24 protein-coding genes are annotated in these 26,951 nt (G+C 32.2%); 10 read left to right on the top strand and 14 right to left on the bottom strand.

Annotation, left to right across the window (positions count from 1 at the left end; translation table 11 throughout):
* The first annotated feature begins 12 nt into the window (after positions 1 to 12).
* Entirely contained in the window at positions 13 to 522 is a 510-nt protein-coding gene (locus tag ACKGJY_RS09190; protein WP_413973581.1) for a hypothetical protein, read from the top strand.
* Positions 523 to 527: 5 nt separating this feature from the next.
* On the top strand, positions 528 to 971 hold the full coding sequence (locus ACKGJY_RS09185; protein ID WP_413973580.1) for a sensor of ECF-type sigma factor: 444 nt from the start codon (positions 528 to 530) through the stop codon (positions 969 to 971).
* Positions 972 to 982: 11 nt separating this feature from the next.
* Here the strand turns inward: ACKGJY_RS09185 and ACKGJY_RS09180 are convergent, their stop codons facing one another.
* On the bottom strand, positions 983 to 2,020 hold the full coding sequence (locus ACKGJY_RS09180; RefSeq protein ID WP_413973579.1) for a WD40/YVTN/BNR-like repeat-containing protein: 1,038 nt from the start codon (positions 2,018 to 2,020) through the stop codon (positions 983 to 985).
* A gap of 883 nt (positions 2,021 to 2,903) precedes the next feature.
* On the opposite strand from ACKGJY_RS09180, the gene ACKGJY_RS09175 reads away from it, so the two are divergent.
* Positions 2,904 to 4,118, top strand: coding sequence for an RsmB/NOP family class I SAM-dependent RNA methyltransferase (locus ACKGJY_RS09175; RefSeq protein ID WP_413973578.1), 1,215 nt, complete (start codon positions 2,904 to 2,906; stop codon positions 4,116 to 4,118).
* Between the two features lie 125 nt (positions 4,119 to 4,243).
* Here the strand turns inward: ACKGJY_RS09175 and tilS are convergent, their stop codons facing one another.
* Entirely contained in the window at positions 4,244 to 5,557 is a 1,314-nt protein-coding gene (gene tilS, locus ACKGJY_RS09170) for a tRNA lysidine(34) synthetase TilS (RefSeq protein ID WP_413973577.1), read from the bottom strand.
* Positions 5,558 to 5,741: 184 nt separating this feature from the next.
* Complete coding sequence (locus tag ACKGJY_RS09165; RefSeq protein ID WP_413973576.1) at positions 5,742 to 7,034, bottom strand: anthranilate synthase component I family protein; 1,293 nt, start codon at positions 7,032 to 7,034, stop codon at positions 5,742 to 5,744.
* A gap of 80 nt (positions 7,035 to 7,114) precedes the next feature.
* On the opposite strand from ACKGJY_RS09165, the gene ACKGJY_RS09160 reads away from it, so the two are divergent.
* Both ACKGJY_RS09160 and ACKGJY_RS09155 read left to right on the top strand, forming a co-directional pair.
* Complete coding sequence (locus ACKGJY_RS09160) at positions 7,115 to 8,005, top strand: aldose 1-epimerase family protein (RefSeq protein ID WP_413973575.1); 891 nt, start codon at positions 7,115 to 7,117, stop codon at positions 8,003 to 8,005.
* 42 nt (positions 8,006 to 8,047) lie between these two features.
* The gene (locus ACKGJY_RS09155; protein WP_413973574.1) at positions 8,048 to 9,403 is read left to right on the top strand and encodes a DEAD/DEAH box helicase; all 1,356 of its coding nucleotides are present in this window, start codon (positions 8,048 to 8,050) and stop codon (positions 9,401 to 9,403) included.
* 223 nt (positions 9,404 to 9,626) lie between these two features.
* On the opposite strand, the gene ACKGJY_RS09150 is transcribed toward ACKGJY_RS09155, so the two are convergent.
* The 11 genes from ACKGJY_RS09150 to ACKGJY_RS09100 all read right to left on the bottom strand — a co-directional run bounded on the left by ACKGJY_RS09150 (position 9,627) and on the right by ACKGJY_RS09100 (position 22,483).
* Positions 9,627 to 10,775 (bottom strand): leucine-rich repeat domain-containing protein, encoded by a 1,149-nt coding sequence (locus ACKGJY_RS09150; protein WP_413973573.1) that lies wholly within the window; start codon positions 10,773 to 10,775, stop codon positions 9,627 to 9,629.
* Positions 10,776 to 11,640: 865 nt separating this feature from the next.
* Positions 11,641 to 12,342: a hypothetical protein gene (locus ACKGJY_RS09145; protein WP_413973572.1), complete on the bottom strand. Its 702-nt coding sequence runs from the start codon at positions 12,340 to 12,342 to the stop codon at positions 11,641 to 11,643.
* Positions 12,343 to 12,452: 110 nt separating this feature from the next.
* Positions 12,453 to 13,088, bottom strand: coding sequence for a peroxiredoxin-like family protein (locus tag ACKGJY_RS09140; protein ID WP_413973571.1), 636 nt, complete (start codon positions 13,086 to 13,088; stop codon positions 12,453 to 12,455).
* Between the two features lie 218 nt (positions 13,089 to 13,306).
* Positions 13,307 to 13,885 (bottom strand): RNA polymerase sigma factor, encoded by a 579-nt coding sequence (locus ACKGJY_RS09135; RefSeq protein WP_413973570.1) that lies wholly within the window; start codon positions 13,883 to 13,885, stop codon positions 13,307 to 13,309.
* A 257-nt stretch (positions 13,886 to 14,142) separates the two neighbouring features.
* Positions 14,143 to 14,958, bottom strand: coding sequence for a mechanosensitive ion channel family protein (locus ACKGJY_RS09130; RefSeq protein WP_413973569.1), 816 nt, complete (start codon positions 14,956 to 14,958; stop codon positions 14,143 to 14,145).
* A gap of 20 nt (positions 14,959 to 14,978) precedes the next feature.
* Positions 14,979 to 15,167: a hypothetical protein gene (locus tag ACKGJY_RS09125; protein WP_413973568.1), complete on the bottom strand. Its 189-nt coding sequence runs from the start codon at positions 15,165 to 15,167 to the stop codon at positions 14,979 to 14,981.
* Positions 15,167 to 15,685 carry an RNA polymerase sigma factor gene (locus tag ACKGJY_RS09120; RefSeq protein WP_413973567.1) on the bottom strand — a complete coding sequence of 173 codons (519 nt, stop codon included), beginning with the start codon at positions 15,683 to 15,685 and terminating at the stop codon, positions 15,167 to 15,169. The genes ACKGJY_RS09125 and ACKGJY_RS09120 overlap by 1 nt, the downstream gene beginning before the upstream one ends.
* Positions 15,686 to 15,922: 237 nt before the next feature.
* Positions 15,923 to 16,768 carry a DUF4249 domain-containing protein gene (locus ACKGJY_RS09115; protein ID WP_413973566.1) on the bottom strand — a complete coding sequence of 282 codons (846 nt, stop codon included), beginning with the start codon at positions 16,766 to 16,768 and terminating at the stop codon, positions 15,923 to 15,925.
* 3 nt (positions 16,769 to 16,771) lie between these two features.
* Positions 16,772 to 19,150 carry a TonB-dependent receptor gene (locus tag ACKGJY_RS09110; RefSeq protein WP_413973565.1) on the bottom strand — a complete coding sequence of 793 codons (2,379 nt, stop codon included), beginning with the start codon at positions 19,148 to 19,150 and terminating at the stop codon, positions 16,772 to 16,774.
* A 126-nt stretch (positions 19,151 to 19,276) separates the two neighbouring features.
* Positions 19,277 to 20,677, bottom strand: coding sequence for a dihydrolipoyl dehydrogenase (lpdA, locus tag ACKGJY_RS09105; protein ID WP_413973564.1), 1,401 nt, complete (start codon positions 20,675 to 20,677; stop codon positions 19,277 to 19,279).
* A gap of 204 nt (positions 20,678 to 20,881) precedes the next feature.
* Positions 20,882 to 22,483: a S41 family peptidase gene (locus tag ACKGJY_RS09100; protein WP_413973563.1), complete on the bottom strand. Its 1,602-nt coding sequence runs from the start codon at positions 22,481 to 22,483 to the stop codon at positions 20,882 to 20,884.
* Positions 22,484 to 22,652: 169 nt separating this feature from the next.
* Here ACKGJY_RS09100 and smpB point away from each other — a divergent pair, with 169 nt between their 5' ends.
* From smpB to ACKGJY_RS09075, 5 genes are all read left to right on the top strand, one after another.
* Positions 22,653 to 23,111, top strand: coding sequence for an SsrA-binding protein SmpB (smpB, locus tag ACKGJY_RS09095; protein WP_413973562.1), 459 nt, complete (start codon positions 22,653 to 22,655; stop codon positions 23,109 to 23,111).
* A gap of 198 nt (positions 23,112 to 23,309) precedes the next feature.
* Positions 23,310 to 23,879: a hypothetical protein gene (locus tag ACKGJY_RS09090; protein WP_413973561.1), complete on the top strand. Its 570-nt coding sequence runs from the start codon at positions 23,310 to 23,312 to the stop codon at positions 23,877 to 23,879.
* The gene (locus tag ACKGJY_RS09085; protein ID WP_413973560.1) at positions 23,880 to 25,697 is read left to right on the top strand and encodes a Xaa-Pro dipeptidyl-peptidase; all 1,818 of its coding nucleotides are present in this window, start codon (positions 23,880 to 23,882) and stop codon (positions 25,695 to 25,697) included.
* A gap of 31 nt (positions 25,698 to 25,728) precedes the next feature.
* Positions 25,729 to 26,277 (top strand): pyridoxamine 5'-phosphate oxidase family protein, encoded by a 549-nt coding sequence (locus ACKGJY_RS09080; protein ID WP_413973559.1) that lies wholly within the window; start codon positions 25,729 to 25,731, stop codon positions 26,275 to 26,277.
* Positions 26,278 to 26,880 (top strand): methyltransferase domain-containing protein, encoded by a 603-nt coding sequence (locus ACKGJY_RS09075; RefSeq protein WP_413973558.1) that lies wholly within the window; start codon positions 26,278 to 26,280, stop codon positions 26,878 to 26,880. It abuts the gene before it with no gap.
* The last annotated feature ends 71 nt before the right edge of the window (positions 26,881 to 26,951 follow it).

Below are 26,951 nucleotides of genomic sequence, written 5' to 3'. Positions count from 1 at the left end.
AAGATATAGAAAATGAAAAAAGAACATTTAAAACATATAAAATCATCCGGATTTAACACTCCTAATGATTATTTTGATGCTTTCGATGATAAGCTTCTAAAGAAAATAAATACTGAACAAAACATCATAAGCACAAAATCTACAGGTTTTAAAACTCCAGAAGGTTATTTTAATACTGTTGATACTAGTATTTTAAATACACTTTCTGAAACAAAAGAAACTAAAGTTATTTCTTTGTTTAATAGAAAAACAATCGTTTATATATCGGGTATTGCAGCTGCCGCTTTGATATTTTTTAATATTTCTATTTTTAATACTAATATGTCTATTGAAGATATAGAGTTGGCAACGGTTGAAAATTATATATTAGAAGATGATATTAGCTCTTATGAGATAGCATCTTTATTAACAGAAGAAGAATTAAACGAAAACAATATTATAGAGTATAGTTTTGAAGATGAAAATATTGAAGAATACTTATTAAATAATGCTGATATAGAGGCACTAATACTAGAACAATAAAAGCTATGAAAAAATTACTATGTATTATAGTTGTGATGATTTCCATGAGTGCACTAGCTCAAAGAGGCGACAAAAGAGAACGTATTAAAGCACTAAAAGTAGCTTTCATTACCGAACAATTAGATTTAACAACAGAAGAATCTCAAGTGTTTTGGCCAATTTATAATACGTTTGAAAAAGAAACTAACACTATTAGGTTTAAAGAAATTAAAGATATTAGAAAAGAAATTAGAGATAATCTGGATACTATGACTGATACTGATGCAAGTACTCTTATAAAAAGACTTAATAAAGCTGAAAACCGTATGCATGAGTTACGCTTAGGACTATCAGATAAACTAAAAAACGTTATTCCAGCTAAAAAAATAATTAGGCTTAAAATTGCTGAAGATGACTTTAGGCGAAAAATACTCAATGAATTTAAAAGACGAAAAAGAGAGCGACCATAATGCGCTCTTTTTTATTCTCTAAAAGTAAGTTTAGAAATTCTACCCTTACCAGCAGCATAGGCTACAGAATCATTTAAAAACCGAATGGTATAAAAGCCTTCATCACTCAAATGTTTCCAAGTGCTTCCTGAATCATTACTATAATCTATACCTTTAAAACCAATAGCAACTAGCTCTTTTCCTGCTCTATTAGGAATATATTGCACACAACTTCTGTAACCAGGATTTTCATTTTTAGCTACAAGTTCCCAAGTTTTACCGCCATCTTTTGTTCTTATTTTGTTTGCCGCATTATCATCTGGTTTGGTATAATCACCTCCAATCGCAAATCCGTTTAATTCATCGTAAAAATCGATAGAGTAAATGCCTTCAGTATCTTTTGCTTTAACTATTGGTGTATCAAAAACACTCCAAGTATTACCTTTATCTGATGAATAATACACACGACCAGCAGTAGTAGCTACCCAAGTATTATCGCCTACAATAGCAATATTGGTATCACTTGCTGCAAAAGCACCTTCGTTTTCAATACCTTTTGGTAAATCATTACAGGATAATTTATTCCAGGTTTCTCCGCCATCTCGGGTGATAATCACACTTAAACAACCATCGGTGGAGTCTCCAATGGCAATACCTTCATTATCATTCCAAAATTCCATTGAATCGTAAAAAGCTTTGGGGTGGTTTTCTTGGTAGACAATATTTTGTGAAGCAATGTATGCATTGTGCTTCTTGCTTTTTTCATAACTATATAGTAATGCAGGACTTTCAATACTCATTATAAAAAGTTTATTTTTTGTATGAGTTATTGATCTAAATGACGGAAATAATGTATCAAATTTCACATTATCAATAACTTTAGATCCATTTTCTAATACTATGCCATATCTCCCATCATTGCAAGCATAGTATATATTTTCATCAATTAAATCAATCGCTCTGATACTCCTTAAAGAATCTACCATAATGTCTCTAATCCAAATCTTTGAAAGATTCCGACCAAAGCTTTTATTCTGATTTTTGCATGATAAGAAGATAGTTATAGTCATGACTATTAAGAAGTACCTCATAAAATATTTTCCCTAAAAATAAAAAAGCTCCCAGAATAAACCCAAAACTTTTCATTTAATTAATTGCATCCTATCAAATTTCTCGTTTCATTAAATATTACTCCTCTTATTCCTCCTTTATTTCGTTTTCTATAACACTATAACTACTACAATCACAAAGCATAAAATATAATGTTATAACCCGTTGTACATTTTGAAAAAATTCTGTCAATTCGAGTGAATTTCACGATTGTAATGAGTGAAATTTGTCTCGAGAATAAGAATTTTAATAGGAATTGGTTCTCGATACGATTTTTTTATCAAAAACATCACTCGAACTCACATTACACTGTTTATTTCAACTCAAAATGCACAACGGATTCTTATAATTAAATTTTAATTATAAATAAAACACAAACAGTTTAATTAAAATTTATGTTTTGGCGTTTCCCTGTCGGGTCAGGCTTTCACTACTCAATCCCTCCTACGTCGGGGATTTCAAACATGCCGTTCAATCCTTAACGCACCCATCTGCCAAAGTAAGGTGCAATAACCAAACGTATAAGCTACCTGCAAAAACCCTCCTAAAAAATAAGACAACCAGTGCTAAAACACCTACTATCAAATCAATTCAAAACACAAAAACCTAGGGCTTCTCTTAACTATATAAACAAAACAACAATTAAAATCTTTCTCCCACTAACCTCTTAAAAGAGAAGAAAACAAACTCATAAATCAACCTAAAACGGCACCCACTTATAAACACATAAACAAATCAACATTTAAACAATTATAATGTACCTTTGCGGTCAAATTTTTAACCAGTTCAATTTTAGTTTGCCAACGCACAACAAACTGCCACTGAACACTGAGTACTAATAAAATGCGTTTACACAGAAACCTTTGCTTTGCAGTAATAGACGGCTTAACTAAAATCTTCAATGAAGGAGAATATGCTGATAAAGTTATACAGCAACTCCTAAAACGTGATAAACGTTGGGGCTCAAGAGATAGAGGTTTTGTTGCAGAAACCACTTATGATATTGTACGTTGGAAACGCTTATATGCAGAAATAGCAGAAGTAAAAGAACCGTTTGATAGAGACAACCTGTGGCGCATGTTTGCCGTTTGGACAACTCTAAAAGGCATAAAGCTACCAGATTGGAAATACTTTGAAAACACACCAACTCGAAAAATAAAAGGGAAGTTTGATGAACTCTCAAAAGTTAGAAAACTAAGAGAATCTATTCCAGATTGGATGGACGAGATTGGTGTAGCCGAATTAGGTGAAGCCAAATGGACTAAAGAAATAGCAATGCAAAACGAAAAAGCAGATGTTATTTTAAGAACAAACACCTTAAAAATTACAAAAGAAAAATTACAAAATATTCTTTCTGATTCAGATATAGAAACCGAATTTATAAAAGGTTACGATTCTGCATTAAAACTTACAGAACGCGCAAATGTTTTTGTAACAGATGCTTTTAAAAAAGGCTATTTTGAAGTGCAAGATGCATCCTCTCAACTTGTAGCCGATTTTTTAGATGTTGCTCCAGGTATGAAAGTGGTAGACACCTGTGCAGGCGCTGGTGGCAAAACGTTACACATTGCATCTTTAATGCAAAATAAAGGGCAAATTGTAGCTATGGATATCTATGAAAGTAAGCTTAAAAAACTTAAAATAAGAGCAAGAAGAAACGGTGTGCACAATGTAGATTTAAAAGTAATTGACTCTACAAAACCCATCAAAAAATTATACAATAAAGCCGATCGTGTTTTAATAGATGCACCATGTTCTGGATTAGGCGTACTTAGAAGAAACCCAGATGCCAAATGGAAATTAGAACCTGAGTTTTTAGACCGTATTAGAGGTGTACAACAAGACGTTTTGCAACAATACTCTAAAATGGTAAAAGCAGGTGGTAAACTAGTGTATGCTACATGTTCTGTATTACCCTCTGAAAACCAAAATCAAGTAAATGCCTTTTTAAAATCGGAAGCTGGTGAAAATTTCGAATTACTAAAAGACAAAAAAATACTGGCGCACGAAAAAGGATTTGACGGTTTTTACATGGCACTTTTAGAGCGCAAAGCTTAATTTATAACTTAATTTTTTTTCTATCTAAAAACTAAACCTTTTATAAGAAATTGTTTAGATGCTATTTAGTAAAATTACATCTCATTTAAATATAAATACTTTTACTTAGCAGTAGTAAAACACTATTACTTTAATTCAATTTTAAGAATAGTTTTGGTGGTTTTAGTCACTTTAAAACGCTCATCTGCTCTTCTGTTTATCACCCAAATAACGTCATTATCAGAACATAACAACCATACATTTTCTTTATCTAACAACGATAATTTTTCGTCTTTAAAATATTTACTTAGTTTCTTTTTACCTTTCATCCCTAATGGATAAAAAATATCGCCTTCTTGTTTTTTTCTGAGTTGTAAAGGATATTTTAATTTATCCTTATCTATATAAATGATATTTTTTTTAGATTTTGTAATGGCATCGGCTTCGTCAAAAAACAAGATTCCGAATGGGGTTTCTTTTTTTATTTCGTTTTCTGAAATACTAATTTCATTTGGAACGTCTTTAGTTTTAAATGGACTTAGTAATAGTTGATCTCGGTTTTTAATAAGGCGATGTGTGTTTGATAACACTTGTTTCCCCGTTTCGGCATCCAATAAATCTACCATATCATTCCATTCTGTAAATCCGAAACTTTTAAATACCTCGAACATGTAAGCTTTTGGATTATTTACTTTTTTAAATTCTGAAATTTTAAAAGTAATATAATGCTCATTCATGGTTTCAATAGCACGCTTTAGTACTGCGTTGGTACTTTCTTCTACTATGTCTGCTGTATCGTTTAAATTCTCTAAAGTCGTTTGAAAACTTTGTAATAAACTTGGATTGATTTCCTTTAGAATGGGTACAACTTCGTGTCGCAATTTATTACGGAGATATTTTACGGATTTGTTACTACTATCATCTCGCCATTTGATGTTTTGTTCTTTGGCAAACGCCCCAATGTCTTCACTTGAAAATGGTAATAACGGACGTACAAATTTGTCATTGACTTCTGGAATACCCGTTAAACCTTCTAACCCTGTTCCTCTTGTTAAATTGATTAGGAACGTTTCTAAATTATCATCGGCATGGTGCGCGGTTAAAATATAGTCGAAGTCTAATTGCTCTGATAATTCCCCGAACCAATTATAGCGAAGTTCCCTTGCCGCCATTTGGATAGACAACTTCTTATCTTTAGCATAAGCCTCGGTATCAAAACGTTGCGTAAATACTTCAATATTTAAATCTTCGGCTAGGTCTACAACAAAATCTTCGTCAGCATCACTTTCGTCTCCTCTCAAATTAAAATTACAATGTGCTAGTGCAATATTAAGCTCTAGTTTATGGCATAAATGTGTTAGTACTACACTATCGATGCCTCCTGAAATGGCAATTAGCAGTTTGCGTTCTTTTATAAAAAAGAAGTTGTTTTCTATATGTGTTTTGAGTTTTTTTAGCACATGTAAATTTACGGTTTATTTTAATCTCGCAAAATGGCAAAGTCACAAAGTTTTTTGGCTAGATGTAGTGTTGTATTGAAAACGACGTTGGCTGATAAGTGCGCAAGGGATTGAACGGCCTGTTGGAGCTCCTCGCAGAGAGCGACTAGTGAAAGCCCGACCCATTGGGTTGCGCCCTGAAAAATTAATTCTCTAAAACCTCTCGCATGGCTTTGGCTTTTACCAAACATTCCTCGTATTCTTTTAACGGGTCGCTTTTTGATGTAATGGCACCACCAACGGAATATGAGATATATTGTTTGGTTTCATTATAAAGAATACTGCGGATAACAACGTTGAAATCGAAATCTCCAGTGGGCGTAAAATAACCAATACCGCCAGAATAGACACCGCGTTTAGTTTCTTCTAAATCTTCTATAATATGCATTGCAGAAATTTTTGGCGCACCCGTCATACTTCCCATGGGGAAAGTTGTTTTAATAATGTCTACAGGATGTGTTTCTGCGCTTACTTTTGAAGTGACTGTAGAAATCATTTGGTGCACTTGATCGAAGGTATAAATTTTGCACAATTCCTCTACGTTTACACTACCTTTTAGAGCAGTTTTAGAGAGATCATTACGTACCAGATCTACAATCATGATGTTTTCGCTACGCTCTTTTTCGTCTTGCTCTAGAGCTATTTTTAGCCTTTTATCTTCTTCTTGATTATTAGATCGTTTTGCAGTCCCTTTTATGGGTTGCGAAATAATGGTTTCTTCCTCCTTTTTAATGTAACGTTCAGGTGAAGCGCACAAGATATACTTATCATAAAGTTTAACAAAAGATGCAAATGGTGGGTTTGAAATTGCATTTAGATTTTGATAGGTTTCCAAAGGATGAATGCAGGTATTTTCGGCATAAAACTCTTGACAAAAATTAACTTCATAAATATCACCACGATGGATGTGTTCTAGAATTTTATTGACTTTAGAGAAGTAGTCGTCTTTATGGATGCGGAGTTTTATCTTTACATCACTACAAAGATTGCCACGTCGTACCTCCTCGCAATGACTAATGGTTTTTAAATCTACCTCCAATTCATCGTCAACACAATTTAAATATTGAATTTCTACCAGATTATCTTTTATGAGAAAGAGTTTTTTAGGTTGAAAAAAAAATAAATCTGGAAAACCTAAACCATCTTTGTTTCTAGAATTTAAGGCTTCAATATCATTTTTTAAATCATAAGTAAGATATCCAAAAACCCAGTCTTTCGTGATGGTTTGATATTCTTTAAGCTTCTCAAAACCTTGATGGTAATCTGTTTTTATACTTGTAAACGCATCAACAGCCAAAACAGCATCATAACTTGTAAACTTCTGCTCGTAATTGTTGGAATCTAACCAAACTATATCATCATATTGCTGCGCCCAAATCAGTAATTGATTTTTAAATTTTGCAGGATCTTTTAGAGTATGCGTTTGTGTTGTCCTCAAGTAAAAATTATGATGAATTTTAAGCAAAGTTACTTAGAATACTTAAAAAATTAAGACTTTTGTATAAAATACCATATCGTATGTTTTCAATACAAAATGATAAATTAAAAATAGCAGTACAAGATGCTGGTGCTGAGTTATGTAAAATAGTGTCTATAAAACACAACACCAATTTTATGTGGGATGCTAACCCTAAAATTTGGGAAAGTTATGCCCCAAACCTATTCCCAATTATTGGCGCTTTAAAAGCGGATACTTATAGTTTTGAAGATGAAACCTATAAATTACCAAAACATGGTTTTGTAAGGCATAACAAGGATATTGTATTGCATAATAAAACCGAAAACAGCTTAAGCTTTAAGTTAACATCAAATGATGCTTTGTTAAAAATATATCCTTTTAAGTTTGAATTCTACATCACATATACATTAGAAGATAATCGTATTGCCATAAAGCATACCATAAAAAATTGTGACACAAAAACCATGTATTTCTCAGTTGGTGGGCATCCCGCTTTTAAATGTCCTGTTTTTGAAAATGAGAATTATGAGGATTATTATTTAGAGTTTGAACATGCTGAAACTTCTAAAAGACATTTAATAAATATGGAAAATGGGTTGATATCTTCTGAAACTAAATCCGTTTTTGATGATAGTAATATTTTGCCTTTAACACATGAGTTATTTAATGAAGACGCCTTAATTTTTAAAGATTTAAAATCTAGAAACGTTACTTTAAAGAGTAAACAAAAAGGGAATATACTGTCTGTTAGTTATGAAGATTTCGAGTATTTGGGCATTTGGGCAAAACCAAATGGCAATTATGTATGTATTGAGCCTTGGCTGGGTATTGCGGACCATGAAAACACCGACAAAAACCTGAAAACAAAAGACGGTATTTTAGAATTACCCAAAGGTGAAATCTTTAAAGCAAGTTATACTATTGAAATAGCCCAAGCGCATTTAATTTAAACTAAATAATAAGCTTAACTTTGTTGGCTAAATAGCTCGATTGTGATTTTTCAAGACCTCAATTTAAACACACCACTTTATAACGCCTTAGACGATTTAGGGTTTACAACCCCTACGCCTATTCAAGCCGAAGCATTTAATATTGTGGCTTCTGGTAGAGATGTTGTAGGTATTGCACAAACAGGTACTGGTAAAACCTTTGCATATATGTTGCCTATTCTTCGGAATTTAAAATTCTCGAAGCAAGACAACCCGCGTGTTTTGGTTTTGGTACCAACGCGCGAATTGGTTGTACAAGTGGTTGAGGAAATTGAAAAGCTTTCTAAATACATTAATAACCGTGTTTTAGGGGTTTATGGTGGCACCAATATCAACACCCAAAAACAAGCTGTTGCACAAGGTTTAGATATTATTGTGGCAACGCCAGGGCGTTTATATGATTTAGCAGTGAGCAGAACGTTACAACTAAAATCCATTCAAAAATTGGTGATTGATGAAGTTGATGTGATGCTCGATTTAGGGTTTAGACACCAACTAATTAATATTTTTGATATACTGCCTCCTCGTAGACAAAACATTATGTTTTCGGCTACTATGACAGAAGATGTAGATGCCTTAATTACCGATTTCTTTAAAAGTCCACAACGTGTTTCTATAGCCGTTTCTGGTACACCTTTAGATAATATTGCGCAATATCGTTATAATGCACCTAACTTTTACACCAAACTCAATCTATTGGTACATCTATTGCAAGACGAAGCCCGCTTTAACAAAGTGCTTATTTTTGTTGCTTTTAAACGTATGGCAGATCGCCTTTTTGAAAAACTAGACGATTATTTTACAGAAGAAGTATGCGTGATACACTCTAACAAAACACAAAATTATCGCCTACGCAGCATAGAACAATTTCGTGAAGGAAAACATAGAATTTTAATTGCTACTGATGTTATGGCGCGTGGTTTAGATATTGATAATATCTCGCATGTTATCAATTTTGATACACCGCAATACCCAGAAAATTACATGCACCGTATTGGTAGAACAGGGCGTGCAGAACGCGAAGGTGAAGCCTTGTTGTTTTCAACCGACAAAGAACAAGACGCTGTTGAAAATATTGAAACTTTAATGACTATGGAAGTTCCTGTTTTGGAATTGCCAGAAACTATTGAAATTTCTACAGAACTTATTGAAGAAGAACGTCCACAAATAAGAGAACGCAACAACCCCACAAAACGAAAAGACGAAGATGCGCCAGGACCAGCGTTTCATGAAAAGTCTGAAAAAAATTCTAAAGAAAATTTAGGCGGGAGCTATAAATTTAAAATTGCTGCAAAATATAAAAAGCCTAAAACCCGCGGGGATAAAAATTATAATAAGCGGAATAAGAAACGGAAGTAGGTTTTGAGAAGTTACGGTTATCGTTAAATATATGGCATGTTGGGCAATAAATAAACGATTATTTTCGGTTTAGCCACAAGCCAAATCTTTTTATTTTGTTTTAATTTTTCTTCTTTAATACCAAATCAAAAGATTTGGCGACTTTGCAAATAGACAACAACCTTTGGCTTAAAGACTAATCGCCCAATTTGCTATATATAGTGTTAACAAGAGCAAGAGTAACTCATCTCTGCAATGAGCTTTCCACATCATCAGTTAACTTAACCATGATTTTTTGAACATCAGCCTTACTGCATGAAATTAAGGGTTCATTTGGGTCGTTTACCGCTTGAAAATCTTTTAAATTTTTGTCTTTAGTGAATCTGCAATAGCCAACTACTAAAGGCAATATAATTGTACCATCTTCTTCAGCTTTTTTTAGTAATGGAGGAAGTTCATTATTTTGGATAAAGTCAGAAGCTAAAAAATCTGTAGATATAAATAATATTGCAATTTTGCATTCACTTAATGCTTTTTCTATTTCTTTTTTCCATTTTGCTCCTGAATGTATTTTAGTATCATCCCAAACATCAAAATCGACGTCTTGGTAACTTAAAACTTTTAAATTCGTTTTTACTTCCTTTAACCAGCCAGAATCCTGATGAGAATAGCTAATGAATATTTTCTTTTTTTCAGTTTGGGTTTTATTATTTTTAATCATAGTTGCTTTTTTCTCTTGAGGCTCTCGATTAAGTTGAGAATTTAATTTTATTAATTCAGAGAATGAATTTCCTTTAATTTTAGATAGGTGAACATAATTAGGATGAATTAATTCTGAATCTAATATTTGTCCAAAACAATAAATTGCATTTAAATCTTTGAAATTTGCCAAAATTAAATTTGTTGGAAATGTTTTTAATTTTAAATTATTCAACCAAATCGTTTTTAAATCTTTGATTTCAAATAAGCTTTCAGGGAATGACTCAAATTGATTTTTTGAAAAATTGATTTTCAATAATTTATTTAATTCCGAAATTTCATCTGGAAAAGAAAGAAGGTAATTGTTTGCGATACTAAAGACTCTTAATTCAACTAAATGTTTTATTTGTTTTGGAATAGTTTTTATTGAGTTATTATTTAAGTTTAAAACTTGTAGTTTAGGTAAGTGACAAATTTTGGCATAAAAATTTGAGATTTTATTATTTGAAATATCTAATTTTTTAAGTTGTTTGAGCTTTAATATATCCGATGGTATTGTGGAAATTTTATTATTACTTAAATCGAGTGATTTTAAATTTTTAAGTGAGAAAATTTCTGTCGGAATCTTAGTTAAGTTTTGGTTGGATAAGTCCAATTTTGAAACGTTAATAGAAGGTATTATTATTTTTGACATAGTTAAAAATCGAATGACAATTTACGTTTAAAATTTGTATTTTTACCATGTCCCAAGGAGGATTGGGGATTAATAAATAAAGTAAAGGCTTTTCGTTGCCAAGAAAAAGGCGGATAGTATCTTAGAAAAAACTTTACTGCTTCGGCACCCTCACGAAAAAACACCATGGTACCCGAGCCGGTTCGTCCACTCGGGTTTTTTTATTTTTGCTAATGATTTAGATATAGTTCCGTTTCAATGAACTATATTGTTCGATAAGCGAAGTTAGATTTTTCCTGCTAAAGAATCAATACGTAATTGTACGTATTTATACTAGCTGTAAAAGAAAAGACTACAAAAGTTATTTAAAACATAGAATACCCAAGTATTATTGAATTAGAACCATATTTAGAACCATCACTAATATTTCCTGCTAAAATTTCTCTTTACGTTGGGTGTCTAAATTCCACACTAAATGTATCGTTCCATTTATAACCAACACCAAATCCCCAATTGTTTATTCCTTTTGTTTCAACTTATAAAGGCTTTAAATCAAAACCATCTGCTCTAATGTATTCAGTTGATGAATTAAAGGTGTAGTCTTGTATATATAAAACATTAACTAATACTTTTGATGCTTCATTTAAAAAGAAATAGTGGCGTAAACCTACTGGAAGCTAAATTGAACTATAATTAACTTTTAAGGCTAATTCTCCGCCAAAAAAACACCTATGTCTTTAGTTTTTTCATTCTTATAATTTTGATATGTTGACTCAATTATAATGGTCCACTTATTTTTATTGGATGATAAAATAAATACTGTTATGAACAAAAAAACCGTCTTCAAATGGATGAAAAAGAGGTATTAAAAAATTTTAGGGAAATTCTAATTAAATATGCCTGTTTTGGCTTTTAAGATATTTGGTGTCCAAACTTTAATATCATCAAATTTTCCGGTATCATCAAAAGAGCCAAAACCTAAGTTGCCAGATTTAAAATGCATATCTGTTGCTTTCATTATAGGAGTTGTCATATCATCGAAATAAATTTCAATAAGGCCTTCTTTAACTTTTCTCACTATTCTTACGGTATGCCAGTCATCAACAGCACCCCAATTTGTGCCTTTTGTTCTATCTGAAGCTATACTTTTTCTAGGTTCATCATTCACTATAAAAATAGAATTTGCATGTGCATCAGCTTTCGAAGCGATATGTGTGTAATAAAAATTAGAGGCGTTAGTTATCCCAAACATCAAACATAAATCGCGATGCCCGTATTCTCTTCCATTCTGATTTAATCTGATTTCAAACACAAAATCACCAACGAGCACATCTTTTATTATAGCTATATTGAATGGCGATCTTACTTCTGGTTTATAATTGCTTTTTTCAAAAAGCTCCATACAGTTACCATTATCGCCTTTAGAAATGCGCCATACTTTAGGGTCAGTCGTTTCGAAATCGTTAATCGCTTGTGGTGATTCAAAATCTTGAGTGTAAACTAATTTATAATCTTCTGGAATTGTGGCTTGAGAAAACAACACACTACAAAACGTAAAAATTATTATAATAGAATAGTATATTTTCATCTTTTAAAAATTTAAACACTCTAAAGTATCAATTTTAATTTATATTACTAAAAAATCCCTTTTCAATACATTAAAAAGGGATTTTTATACACTAATTTACTATTACTTTTTTACAGTACTTGTAAAATATCTTGAGGGTTGGCTCTTTCGGTATAATCTTCTGAGACAAACGCATATGTTATTGTTCCTTTTGTATTTACTACATAGGTTGCTGCCATAGGTAACTCATAATCTTTATTACCATTATGCTTAGCAACATCTAAATTAAACGCGCTGTACACATCTTTTAGCGCTTCTGGCATTTTAAAAACTAAACCCATGTTTTTAGCTACTTTATTATCAATATCACTCAAAACTGAAAACTCTAATTTATTTTTTTCAGAAGTACTCAAAGAATTATCTGGAGTTTCAGGAGATATCGCTAATAAAGACGCTCCTTTTTCTTTTATTTCTGGAAGTACAGCTTGTAGTGCTTTAAGCTCTAAATTACAGTATGGGCACCATCCACCTCTATAGAATGAAATAACTACTGCGCCTTTATCTAAATAACTATTTAAGCTTTCTTTTTCATTATTTATGTTAGGTAATTCAAAATTAGCTATAGTGTCTCCTACATTCAGGGCATTATTTGACAAATGTTGATTAATAAGTTGTTGTGTACTGTTTAACATAACATCTAACTTATCTTTAGGTATGTTTGCAGCAGATTGTTCCTTTTTTTCTTTTAATTGTTCTGTTAAATTCATTTTAAGTTATTTATTTTCTAAGTCTAATTTTTGTTATAAACCTAACGTTTTAATTACTTAAATACTTAAAATATTCATTTACTAAAAAATCCCTTTTCAAATTAATGAAAAGGGATTATAAATTTTAGAGAGCCATTTCGGTACTCAGGAAAAGTAACCAACCAAATTTTAACCCTAACTTAAAATCGTCCTAAATACTTACTTGACTCTCTAATGCTTTAAGAAGCACTTAAAAATTGTTTATTTTCAACACATGTTGTAGAATTGTATATGTGTGAAAATCGCTCCTTCGCTCTTTTAATTCTCATTTTAACTGCGCTTGTGCTTATATTGAGTTGCGCTTTAATATCTTTAATAGTTAAATTCTCATCATATTTTAATAGTAAAATAGATTTATCAAGAGGTGATAAATTGTCTAAAACATAATGTAATTTCTTGTTAGTAATATCTTTTTTTAATATTTCTAATTCAAAATCTTCCGTAAAAACAGGAATTTCAAAGAAATCTAATATGGGAGTTTCATGTTTTTTTACAGGACATCTATTTACATAATTTATACAATGGTTGTAAACTAAACTATATACCCAAGTAGAAAACTTAGATGTACCATTAAATTTATCTACGCTAACATAAATTTTTAAGAAAATATCATGTGTTAAATCTTTAGCTTCATCTTCATTTTTCACAAAGCTGTAGCATTTGTTATAGATTCTTTGAGAGAATCTATCATAGATAATTCCAAAAAGTTCTGTATTACCGTTTTGTTTTATCTTTTCTATAATCTGTTCGTCGGTCAAAATTTTGAGAGTTTTGGTTACTTCTACAATGATATGAGATAGCTAATAGTTTCTCTTTTATTTTATGTTTTTGACAAAAAAATAGTTTAAACTACTAAAAAATACGATGAAATATTTTATTTGTAGGATTTGTAATAAAAAAATACTTTGTGGAATAAAAAAATCCCTTTTCAAATTAATGAAAAGGGATGATAACATGTAGAGAGTTTTTCGTTACACAGAAAAGTAACCAACCAAATTTTAACCCTAACTTAAAGTTAATCCTGAATACTTACTTGACTCTCTACAATATCTTTAATAGGTACTATTAATTTACCGTCTTTTGTTTTTAATGTTATTGATATACTGTTAATAGATTCTATTTCTCCTTGTACACCATTAAACGTAATGGTTTTACCAACCTCATATAATTTTCTTGTATAGAAGGTATTTAAAACTTTTTCTATAACGTTACGTGCCCCTAAACCAAATGCTAAAGCAAATGCTAATAAAAACGCAGCAAGTATCATTTTTATGTTACTTGTAATAATTTCAGTATTAATTTCTGCTTGGTTTAAAGCAGTTATACTTATTAATACCATTAGTAATATAAATACTAGCTGACTTATTAATTTACCTCCTGATAATTCTACAGATTCAAATAAATTCTGCAACGTTTTTTTAACAAAAGTTGCAAATAGTAAGCCCAATGTTATAATAACTAATGCAGTAAAGAGTTTTGGTAAATAACCAATAAAACTTTTTAAACCTTCTGAGACGGTAGTTAATTCCAGTACATCTGCTACTATTGTAATTAATATGATGTAAAGCAACCATTTTACTGTTTTTACTAATACGTTTACTAAGTTGATATTTAAACTTTTACCTTCTGATAGTTCGATTTCGTTAAGTTTATCGCCTAATTTGTTAACGTTTGCCTTAACAAGTACCTTTTTAAGTACGCTTGTTATAATTTTGGTTATTATTAGAAAGATAATAATTAGAGCCAGCACGCGTAATACCTTTGGTGCGGATGCTGCAATATCTATCCAAATATTTTGTAATGATCCTTTTAATTGTTCTAAAAAATTCATAATCAATGGGTTATAATTGGTTATTCGTTTTGGTTTTTCTTATCTCTTTTACTGACAACTGATTCTATAACGTGACTGAAGTTATATGAAAACAAAGCTGCCAAATCCATAATGAGTTTCGCCATAGCAATATCACTCATTACTTTCGATTTTAATTCTGGAGGAACTTCTCGAATGGGTTGGTTTATATGTTTAAATGGATTATCCATTAATTTTTATTTTCGTTATATACGGTTAATAGCTTGTCTTTAGCGCGTTTAATTCTCATTTTAACTGCACTCTGTCCAATACCCAAGGCTTCTTCTATTTCTTTAATAGTTAAGAAATCTTGGTATTTCATTAATATTATCATCTTCTCTTCTGGAGAAATTAAATCTAATGCTATTTTTAATTTATCAACTTTCATACTTAGAAAGCTGTTATCATCTTCTTCTTCTTCAGAAAGATTCTCTATATCTTTATAATCAACTGATTGTTTTTCAAATTTTTTGGCGGTATTTCTTGTAACATAGTTAACGCAATGGTTATAAGTAAATGAATATAGCCATGTTGAAAATTTTGATTTTCCTTTAAAACTAGCCAATTTTACGAATAACTTCAGAAAAACATCTTGAGTTAAATCCTTGGCTTCATCTTCATCTCTAGCAAAACCAAAACATTTATTGTATACTACCGTTGCGTACCTGTCGTAAAGTACCTCAAAAAGCAATGTGTTGTTATTTTCCACAATTGCTTTTACCAGATCCTCGTCTGACGTATTCTTAATGTTTTCTAGGGTTTTCAAATGTAGCGTTTGCTAATTGATAATAGTTGATATGTTTTAAGACACATCATTTAACACAAAGTCACATAGAATTTAAAAAAACTATTATGTGATATAACCTACAACACATATAGTTAATTAAATATTACATTTTTTAATTAAATAGCAGGAGATTTAAAATATAATAAACGTGTTATGTACCTATTGAAATACGTAAGTAACATTAATAACTTGAACTAGCCTAAAATATCCAAAAGCATAATTATCTGGATTTGTTGAATTTACAACATTACCTTTTAACCGCGCTGGTACTGTACCAAAAGGATTTTGAGCATTTTCATATTGATCTATAAGTATGTCTAAATAATTAAAATATTGTTTTGATACACCATAAAACTTAATAAAAGCTACGTCTCCAGATTCAAACTCAGCTGTACCAATATCATCATCACTTTCTTTTTCAAAAAACACATTCATTCTATTACCATCGGTAAACTCATCAGGGATTGCCAATAATTCTGGCAGTAAATCACCTTCTTCTTCAAATCTAAAAAAATAGAAATTTTCTTCGTTTGGAGGGTCGTTAAAAAATAGGCTAACCTCTAGAGCTTCGTCATCAAATCCTCCTGTTCTAGCTTGACTTATTTCATCAATATCCACGACAGGTGTCATCGTTTCTTCTGCTATGTAAGTTTCTCCTTGATAATTTATTTCTAAAGTATAAGACTGATTTAAAACCGGCGAGAAATTAGAGGTGCTATAAATACCTTCTCCCTGATCTGAAAACTCAAATACTTCGTTAGTTGTAGTGTTAGTAATTATGACTGAAGCTCCTGATACGGCAGTATTAGTTAAATTGTCAAAAAATGGTGTTGACATTGATAATTTTATAAACTGCTCGTTACCTTGAGTTTCTTTTTCCCAATCAATAGAAGCTTCTACCACCAATCTTGGAGCCGCTTCTGGCACATCTACATTTACCACATCTGTACAAGACACACTTATAAGTGCAATAAAAACGATAGTTATATATAAATACTGTTTCATGATTTAAAATTTAAAATTATAAGATACTGATGGTACTATACCAAAAATGGCAGTTCGCGTAGCTTCATTAGCACCAGTTTCTCTGTTTTGTCCAAAAGATATTGATGCCGCATTTCTACGATTATACAAATTATAAATACCGAATACCCATTCGCCTTTCCAGCGTTTATCTGGTTTTCTATTGGGTCGGTAAGTCGCCGAAACATCAATACGATGATAATCGGTTAACCTACTTGCATTTCTATCAGAGAAATTTGCAATATTTAAATCTTCGTAAGTGTATTGCCCATCAGGATAGGTAACAGGTCGCCCTGTTTGATAAATTAAATTAGCGCCAAAATTCCATTTATTATTTAATTTATAGCTACCTGTGAGTGATATGTCATGTGTTCTATCTTGTGCAGCGTAATACCAGTCGCCATTGTTAATACCTGGTCCGCCAGCAGCACCTCCTGGAGTTCGCTGTTCTGCTTTTGATAATGTGTAGGCTAGCCATCCCGTAAAATCGCCTTTTGTTTTTCTGAATAAAAACTCTAAACCATAAGCTCTTAATTCTCCATCTAAAATTTCGGTTTCTATAGTGTTTTGACCAATTAATTCTGAACCATCTACATAATCAATTCTATTATCTACAGTTTTATAATATGCTTCAACTTCTAGAGCATAACTTTTATTATTAAAGTTTCTAAAATACCCTATAGCATATTGGTCTGATAGTTGCGGTTTTATAAAACTGCCACTAGGTGCCCAAACATCTAATGGTGTAACCGATAAGGTATTTGACAATAAATGAATGTATTGTGCTGTATGGCTATATCCTGCTTTTATTGAAGCATTGTCGTTTAGTTGTAATGCTAATGCTAAACGTGGTTCTAAATTTCCATAGGTTTTTATAGTTTGGTTTTTTGCAAAATTTGTTACGCCTACAACATTACCCTCCTCATATACGCCAAGTGTTTCGTTATACACTATTGGTAGTCCATTTTCATATTCTGTTATAGGTTGCCCACCTCGTCTTATAAAATAACTATATCTCAAACCTACTGTAGCGGTTAATTTTTCTGAAAACTTATATTCTGCACTAGCATATATCCCGTTTTCGAAAGCACGTTTTTGATCTAATAGTAATGGATTAATTGAAGATGTTTCGGTAGTTGGATTAATATCTCCAGGATTGAAATCATAATATATGGCGTTAAAACCAAAATCTAATTGAAGTTTATTACTTTGAAAATAACTTAAATCATACTTGATATTATAATTGGTTATTTCTGAAATCCAATCAAAATCAAAAGACTTAAAATCTAAAATATAATCATAATCACTGTAGATAAATGATAGATTTGAAAATACACGATCGCTAAAAATATGATTCCATCTTAAGTTTCCAGAAGCATTGCCATAGCCACTATTAAAGTTTGCACCAAAATTAAATACATCTCTACCAAAATAACCTGACAAATACAGCTTATTATTTTTATCTATATTATAGTTTGTTTTTAGGTTTAAATCATAAAAAGAAGCGCTATTTTCTCCTCCGGTAGCCTGTAAAAATAAATGTGCATAAGACCCACGACCTGCAACTAAAAAAGAGCCTTTATCTTTAAACAAAGGACCTTCGGCAGAAAGCCTGCTTGATATGATACCAATACCACCATTTAACTCAAAATTCTTACTATTACCGTCTTTTTGGCGTACATCTAAAACCGATGATACCCTACCCCCAAAACGTGCAGGAATACCGCCTTTATATAATTTAACATCTTTAATAGCATCTGCATTAAATACAGAGAAAAACCCAAATAAATGAGATGTATTATAAATGATAGCTTCGTCAAGAAGTACTAAATTTTGATCTGCAGCACCACCTCTAACATTAAAACCTCCAGAACCTTCGCCTCCATTTGTAACTCCAGGTAAAAGCTGTATAGATTTAATAATATCAACTTCTCCCAGAACTACTGGCATATTTTTAATTGTATTTAATTTTAACTTTGAAACACTCATTTGCGGACTCTTAATATTGAGCCTTTCGGTTTCCTCTGAAACTATTAAAACTTCATCTAGTTGGGTGTTTTGTTCAGAAAGCTCAAAATCTATTTTTAAATTACCATCAAGTGTTACTTTTCTCCATTTGCTAGCATAACCAATGTATGACACAGCTACTTTATAATCGCCTTCTTGTGCTGTAATAGAGTAAAAACCATACTCGTTTGTTATGGCTCCAATTGTAGTACCTTCCAAAAAAACTGATGCTCCAAAAACAGTTTCTCCGTTTGATGCATCAGTAATTGTACCGCTAATAGTATATTTATTTTGGGCTGAAACTAATACTGAACATAGTAAAAGCAGTGAAATAAATAATAGTTTTGGGTGTATCATAAAAGCAAGTTATAAACTGTAAAATTACATAATTTCATTTATTTTGTTTAAATTAAATGTTAATTTATTAAACACAAAAAAGCGAACTAAATTGTTAGTTCGCTTTAAAAATTATTTGAATATTAATTAAATATGTAACGCTCTATCTTCAGTAGCAGCAAGTGCTGCTTCTTTAATAGCTTCTGTAAATGTTGGGTGCGCATGAGACATACGTGATACATCTTCTGCGCTGGCACGATATTCCATAGCTACTACAGCTTCTGCAATAAGGTCTGCTGCTCTTGCACCAATCATGTGTACACCTAAAATTTCGTCGGTTGTTTTATCTGCTAAAATTTTTACAAATCCGTCCAAATCCATACTGGCTCTACTTCTACCTAAAGCACGCATTGGGAATTGCCCTGTTTTATATTCAATTCCTGCCTCTTTAAGTTGTGCTTCGGTTTTACCAACTGCTGCAACTTCTGGCCATGTATACACTACGCCTGGAATTAAATTATAATCTATATGTGGTTTTTGTCCTGCCATCGTTTCTGCGACAAATACCCCTTCTTCTTCGGCTTTGTGTGCTAACATAGCTCCTTTTACAACATCGCCAATAGCATAAATATTTGATGCACTAGTCTGTAAATGGCCATTAACCTCTACTCTACCACTCTCGTCTAGCTTTACGCCTGCAGCTTCTGCATTTAAACCAGCAGTATATGCACGACGCCCTACAGATACCAGACAGTAATCGCCTTTAAACTCAACTTCGTCCCCTTTTTTATTATCTGCTTTTACGATAACCTCATCGCCTTTGCGTACTACAGATTTTACTTTGTGAGACACTTGCATTTTAAATTTAGCCTTTTTAAATACCTTATTTAATTCTTTTGATAAGCCAGCATCCATAGTTGGAATAATACGATCCATATACTCTAGCACAGTAACCTCAGCACCTAAGCGTCTGTAAACTTGCCCCAACTCTAAACCAATAACACCACCACCAATAATAATTAAGTGCTTTGGTATTTCTTTGAGTTTTAAAGCCTCGGTTGATGTAATGATGCGCTCTTTATCTAATTCTATAAATGGTAGGTTTCCAGGTTTACTTCCTGTAGCAATTATGGTTTTTTTTGCTTCTATCTCGGTTGGTGCATCTCCCTCTATTTTTATGTGTGTTGCATCTTTAAAACTTCCTAAACCGTGGTATACATCAATATTATTCTTTTTCATTAAGAAATCGATACCACCTGTGGTTTGATCTACAACGGCTTGCTTGCGCGCAATCATTTTTTCTAAATTCACTTTAATATCACCAGGGATTTCAATACCATGTGTTTCAAAATGTTTTACTGCATCATCGTAATGGTGAGAGGAATCTAAAAGTGCTTTACTTGGTATACAACCTACATTTAAACAGGTGCCGCCAAGGGTGTTATACTTTTCTATTATTGCAGTTTTCATGCCTAATTGCGCACAACGTATTGCGGCAACATAACCTCCAGGACCCGAACCGATAACGGCTACATCGTATGATTTCATAGTGTGATTTTGAATTTTATAAAATGAAAATCAAAAATACGAATGTTTTGTGGGAAGACCATAAAAAAATATGCCTTAAAATTGGGCTATACTGGTTTTAGCAAGCGTACCCGCGTTAAGGATTGAACGGCATGTTTGAAATCCCCGACGAAGGAGGGATTGAGTAGTGAAAGCCTGACCCGATAGGGTAACGCCCTAATGTTTTTAATTCATATTGTTTTTAATGTCACTTAAAATCCAATTTAATTCTGGGTCCTTTTGCTGCAATACGTCTGCTACGGTTGGTACAATTTTAACATCAGGCTTTATGCCATAACCATCGGGTTGTTGCTTGTAAGGCGCCTCTATTTGCATAAGTCCAATTCTAGTTACTAATTTGGAATTTGGTAATTGGTATAGCTTGTAAAACCCTGCCACAGTACCGTTATAGGCACCTCCGGTTTCTTCGCCAACAAAAGTAGCACGCTTGGTAGCATGTAAATTTGTGGAAATTATGGACGATGCGGAAAATGAATTACCATTAATAAGGACGTATATTTTACCTTTGAAATTAAGGGGATTTGGTGCTTCTGGTTTGGCATATTTAAAGTTGTAATACAATTTACCGTCTTTCTTTTTAACCCTGAGTAGATTTTGAACTATTAGAATGGGGGATAAAATACCTGATAGTATTTTGAGGCTTGTTGGGGTGGTATTACTCATAATTGATTTAAGAATAGGCACTCTACTATTTACCTCACTTTCGGTGATAAATTGAAATTCTTTATCTACTAAATAGGAATATAAATGCTCTATTTCGGCAATACGTCCGCCACCATTATCACGTAAATCTAAAACGAAGTGTTTGGCTTTTGCTGAGTCTATTTTTTTAAAACTTGCCTCGTAAAACTTTTTGTAATTACCATTTGAGAACCCTCGTATTTTCATGTAAGCTACGGTACTATCTTCGCCTATAAAATTAAAATTTCTTGTATATTCTTTAGTTCTGGCAATATACCCGTGTTTTTTTCTGAATTTTTTTCGCTTTTTTGATGCTAATTTCAGGCTATCTTTTTGTTGTTTGCTTAGTTTTTTGGGTTTTGGTTTTTTGATACTATCATTTTTTGTAGCGGTAGAATCTTTTATTTTCTTTTCTTTTTTAGGTACGCGTTTAAATAATTTAGAAAACGTAGAATCTTTAGTTTTAAATGTAACTTCTAAACTATCTAAAAACCCTTTATCTCTTATATAAAACGCTCTAAAACCCTTACCTACAAATCTATCAAACAAAGTGGTATTAAAACCATCTGATGCAAATCGTGTTTTGTAGGTTTCGGCTAAATCTGTTGGCGACTCTCCTGCAATATCAATAACCTCTGCTCCTACAAAAGAGGAATCTTTACCTATAGTGCGTTTTACAAAAAGTTTATTATCTCTGTAATCAAAATCTAAATCGTAAAATTCAAATTTTTTCTTTAATAGCACTTTGCGTTCTTTTCTTTTAAATTGTTTGCCTTGTGGACGTATAGACACGTGTCCTTGCCTTACAGTGGTGAGTACTGGCGCTACTTTTTTGTAAAAGTCTCTAGAATTTAAGGGTACTCTTATGGTTTGTTTTAAGCTATCAAACCTAGATTCCATAAAGGCTTGCGATGTATATTGATACAATTTAGGGTGATGCCTTTTTAGTTGGGTATATAAATTATCTACATCTTCTTTTAAATCATTTATTGGGTGAAGTTTGGTTATTTGGGCATTATGTTTTTCTACAGTTGCACAAGATGAAACTATTGTGGCAATAAGGATGACGAGTAAAGATTTCTTCATATTAAGTAAAAGCTATATGGCTAAAGTAGTAGCATTTATACAAATTTAAAAATCGATTAGTTTTTATTTAACGTTTTTTAATTACCATACAACAGCTGTTTTATTTTTTTTAATTTGAAAGCACCTATTTGAATTCCTACTTTATCGGAATTTATGTAGTTTTGCTCTTATGCAAAAAACCATTAACATACAGAATAAAAAGGCGCGCTTTCAATATGAAATATTAGATAAGTACACGGCTGGTATTGTGTTAACGGGTACCGAAATAAAATCTATAAGAAGCAGTAAAGCCTCTATTGCAGAAAGTTTTTGTGAGTTTAGTGAAAACGGAGAGCTTTTTGTGGTGAATATGACCATACAAGAGTACGCTTTTGGTAACTACTACAACCATAAACCTAAAGCGACTAGAAAGTTACTTTTAAATAAAAAGGAGCTTAAAAAGTTAAATAAAGAAGTACAGAATACAGGACTAACTATTATACCGTTGCGTTTATTTATAAATGATAAAGGCTATGCAAAACTTAATATAGCCTTGGCAAAAGGTAAAAAATTATACGATAAGCGCGAAAGTATTAAGGATAGAGATAATAAGCGTAATCTAGATAGGATTAAAAAGATTTACAAGTAGTGTAATGTTAATTTGAGTGAATTTATCGTTTTAAATTAAGCTAAATTTATATCGACAACAACAGGTTTTAATAGTCTGTAAATATAATTTTCATACCTTGAAATCCTGCAAACCGACGTCTAATAATTTATGATGCTCTTAACCATTTATGGCTTAGTAATTTATTATTTTGCATTTTATTTTGTATCAATTTAAAAAATGAAAAAAATAGTAATTCTCTTTCTCTTGTGCTGTTTCACAATATCTATACAAGCACAAAAAAAAGCTAAAGAAAAAAAGAACACCGAAAAGCAAGAATTTGTTATTGATAGTTCTAAAGTGCTTACACTTCATAAAACTGTAAAAGCACTATACGAAGTTATTTCTGCTGAAAAAGAAGAAGATCGTAATTGGAAACAGTTTAAATTTCTATTTTACCCAAATGCTAAATTAATTCCAACGGGAATAAATGAAGATTTTGTTTATAAAGCAAAATATATAACGCCAGATGAGTATATAAAAAACTCTGATAAATGGTTAAAAATGAATGGGTTTATTGAAAAAGAGATAAACAGAGAAGTCAATATTTTTGGGAATATTGCTCACGTATTCACTACTTACCAGTGTTTTCATAGTAAAGACGATAAAAAACCCTTTATGCGTGGTATAAATAGTATTCAACTTATAAATGATGAAAACCGTTGGTGGATTGTTAACTTACTTTGGGCACAAGAAACAGAAGAGCAACCTATTCCTAAAAGATACTTACCACGAAAAAAAATAAATTAGATGAAGACAAATATTAAACACCGATTTTTGCTACTTGCATTGTTAACGTTTTTGGGCGCAACAGCGCAAGAACAAACCACGCCCATTTTTAAAGATGGTGAAGCACAAATAGTTGATGCTTTTAATACGCCAAAAAAATGGATAAGACACGATTTGTTTGTAGAAACAGAATTTGATTCTGATGGCGATGGTAAGTTAGATAGAATGCACGTTGCTGTAACACGACCTTACCAAACAGACACCGAAGGCTTAAAACTACCTGTAATTTATGAATCTAGCCCATATTATGCCGGTGTTGCGCCAGATGTAGATGGTGTATTTTGGGATGTAAAACATGAATTAGGAGACATCGGTCCAGAACGCGCACATCCAGAAGTAACGCGTCGTGGCGAACGCCCTATAATTTCTAATTCTCAAATTAAAACATGGGTGCCACGTGGTTATATTGTTGTACATTCTTCATCTCCTGGTACAGGTTTATCTCAAGGGAGTCCAACTGTTGGTGGCGATAACGAATCTTTAGCACCTAAAGCAGTAATAAATTGGTTAAACGGACGAGCAAAAGGATATACTGAGCCTTATGGTGATGAAGAAGTAAACGCTTATTGGAGCACAGGTAAAGTAGGTATGACAGGAACTTCATATAACGGTACAATACCGCTTGCCGCTGCAACTACTGGTGTTGATGGTTTAGAAGTTATTATTCCTGTAGCGCCAAATACATCGTATTATCACTATTATAGAAGTAATGGATTGGTACGCTCTCCTGGAGGCTATTTAGGTGAAGATATTGATGTGTTATACGATTATATCCATAGTGGAGATGAAACCAAACGTGCCGCTAATAATAAAAGAGTTAGAGATACCGAAATGAAAAATGGTATGGACAGAAAAACTGGTGATTATAATGATTTTTGGGCTGGTAGAGATTATTTAAATGACATGAAACCCATGAAAGCTGCCATGTTAATGTCTCATGGATTTAATGATTGGAACGTTATGCCAGAGCATAGTTACAGGATATACAAAAAAGCGAAAGCAATGGGATTGGAAACCGCCATTTATTACCATCAATTTGGGCATGGTGGCCCGCCACCAGTATCTATGATGAACAAATGGTTTACACATTATTTACATGACATAGATAATGGTATTGAAAATGAGCAACACAAAGCATTTATTGTTCGTGAAGGTGATGATATGAAAAACCCAACATCTTATGCAGATTATCCGAATCCGACTGCTGAGAATGTTACATTCCATCTTACTTCGGGAGCGCCTAAAACTGGAAGTTTAGCACTTTTAAAACCAGAATCTCAAGATACCGAAACACTTATTGATAATTATTCTTTTAACGGTGAAGCATTGGCAAGAGCAGAAATAACAAAACACAGACTGTTATATGTTACACCAAAGCTAAGTAAAGACATTCATATTTCTGGAGTACCAAAAATTACAGTAACATTAGCAAGTAATACACCTGCCGCTAACTTATCTGTTTGGTTGGTATCGTTACCATGGAATGAAGGCAGACGCATTAAAACAACTGATAATATTATTACACGTGGATGGGCAGACCCGCAAAACTATAAATCGTTAACTGAGAGCAAACCCCTAAAACCTGGTAAATTTTATGAAGTTACGTTTGATTTGCAACCAGATGATCAAATTATAAAAGCAGGACAACAAATCGGATTAATGATTTTTTCAAGTGATAAAGATTACACATTACATCCAGAACCTGGAACAGAACTTACTGTAGATTTAGATAAAACACAACTTACTTTACCTGTAGTTGGTGGACTTAAATCTTTCTAAAAAAACCACTTCAATAAAACATAAGTAAAACATGGCAAACTTTTTTAATGAGATAACACCAAAACTTAAAACCTTTATTGAATCTCAAAAGGTGTTTTTCGTAGCAACCGCTACTGCTAAGGGTAGAATAAATCTTTCGCCAAAAGGGTTAGCAGACACATTTAAGATCACCGATAAAAACACAGTGCTTTGGCTTAATTTAACAGGAAGTGGTAATGAAACTGCTGCACATGTGTTGCAAAATAATAGAATGACGATTATGTTTTGCTCTTTTGAAGGTAAACCACTTATATTAAGGCTATACGGTACAGCTAAAGTGTATCATGAAAGAGATGAAGCATTTCAAGAAAACAAACACCATTTCCCTGAAATTCCTGGCACTAGACAAATTGTTGAGATGCATGTAGAAAGTATACAAACATCTTGTGGTTTTGCAGTACCTTTTATGGATTTTAAAGAAGAACGCCATCAATTAAATTCATGGGCTGAAAAACAAGGAAAAGAGCGTATTGAAACCTACTGGAAAGAAAAGAATACGAAGAGTATTGATGGGTTGGACACTAAAATTTTTGGAGAATAAATGTCTGAAACAGAAAACTACTGGTCTAAACGCTACGAAGCACAAAATACTGGATGGGACATAGGCGCACCTTCTACGCCATTGAAAACATATATAGATCAATTAGAAAACAAAGCATTACAAATTTTAGTTCCTGGTGCTGGTAATGGTTATGAAGCTGAATACCTATTTAATTCAGGGTTTAAGAATATTTATATTTTAGATATTGCAAAAGCACCTTTAGATGCGTTCCAAAAAAGAAATCCTGATTTTCCTTCGGAACAGATTATTCATAATGATTTTTTTAACCATGAAAACAATTACGATTTAATTTTAGAACAAACATTTTTTTGCTCTTTTCCTCCGCTACCTGAAACAAGAAAAGCGTATGCCAAAAAGATGTTTAGCTTATTAAAACCTAGCGGAAAACTAGTTGGACTTTGGTTCAATTTTCCCTTAACAGATGATATGGAAAAGCGTCCGTTTGGGGGCTCCAAAAAAGAATACTTAAATTATTTTAAACCGTATTTTGAGGTTAACATTTTTGAAAAATGCCGAAATTCTATAGCACCTAGAATGGGTAAGGAATTGTTTGGGGTTTTTGAAAAGCGACATATAAAATAAATAACTATCAACAACATTGGCAATAAGTAGTTTCGTGGTTTAGCTCTAAACTTTACGATTACTCATCTAGT

It is taken from the genome of Hyunsoonleella sp. 2307UL5-6, from assembly GCF_047345485.1.
Lineage (GTDB): Bacteria > Bacteroidota > Bacteroidia > Flavobacteriales > Flavobacteriaceae > Jejuia.
The sequence above is the reverse complement of the archived record's forward strand: the minus strand, read 5'-3'. Positions and strand labels throughout refer to the sequence as shown.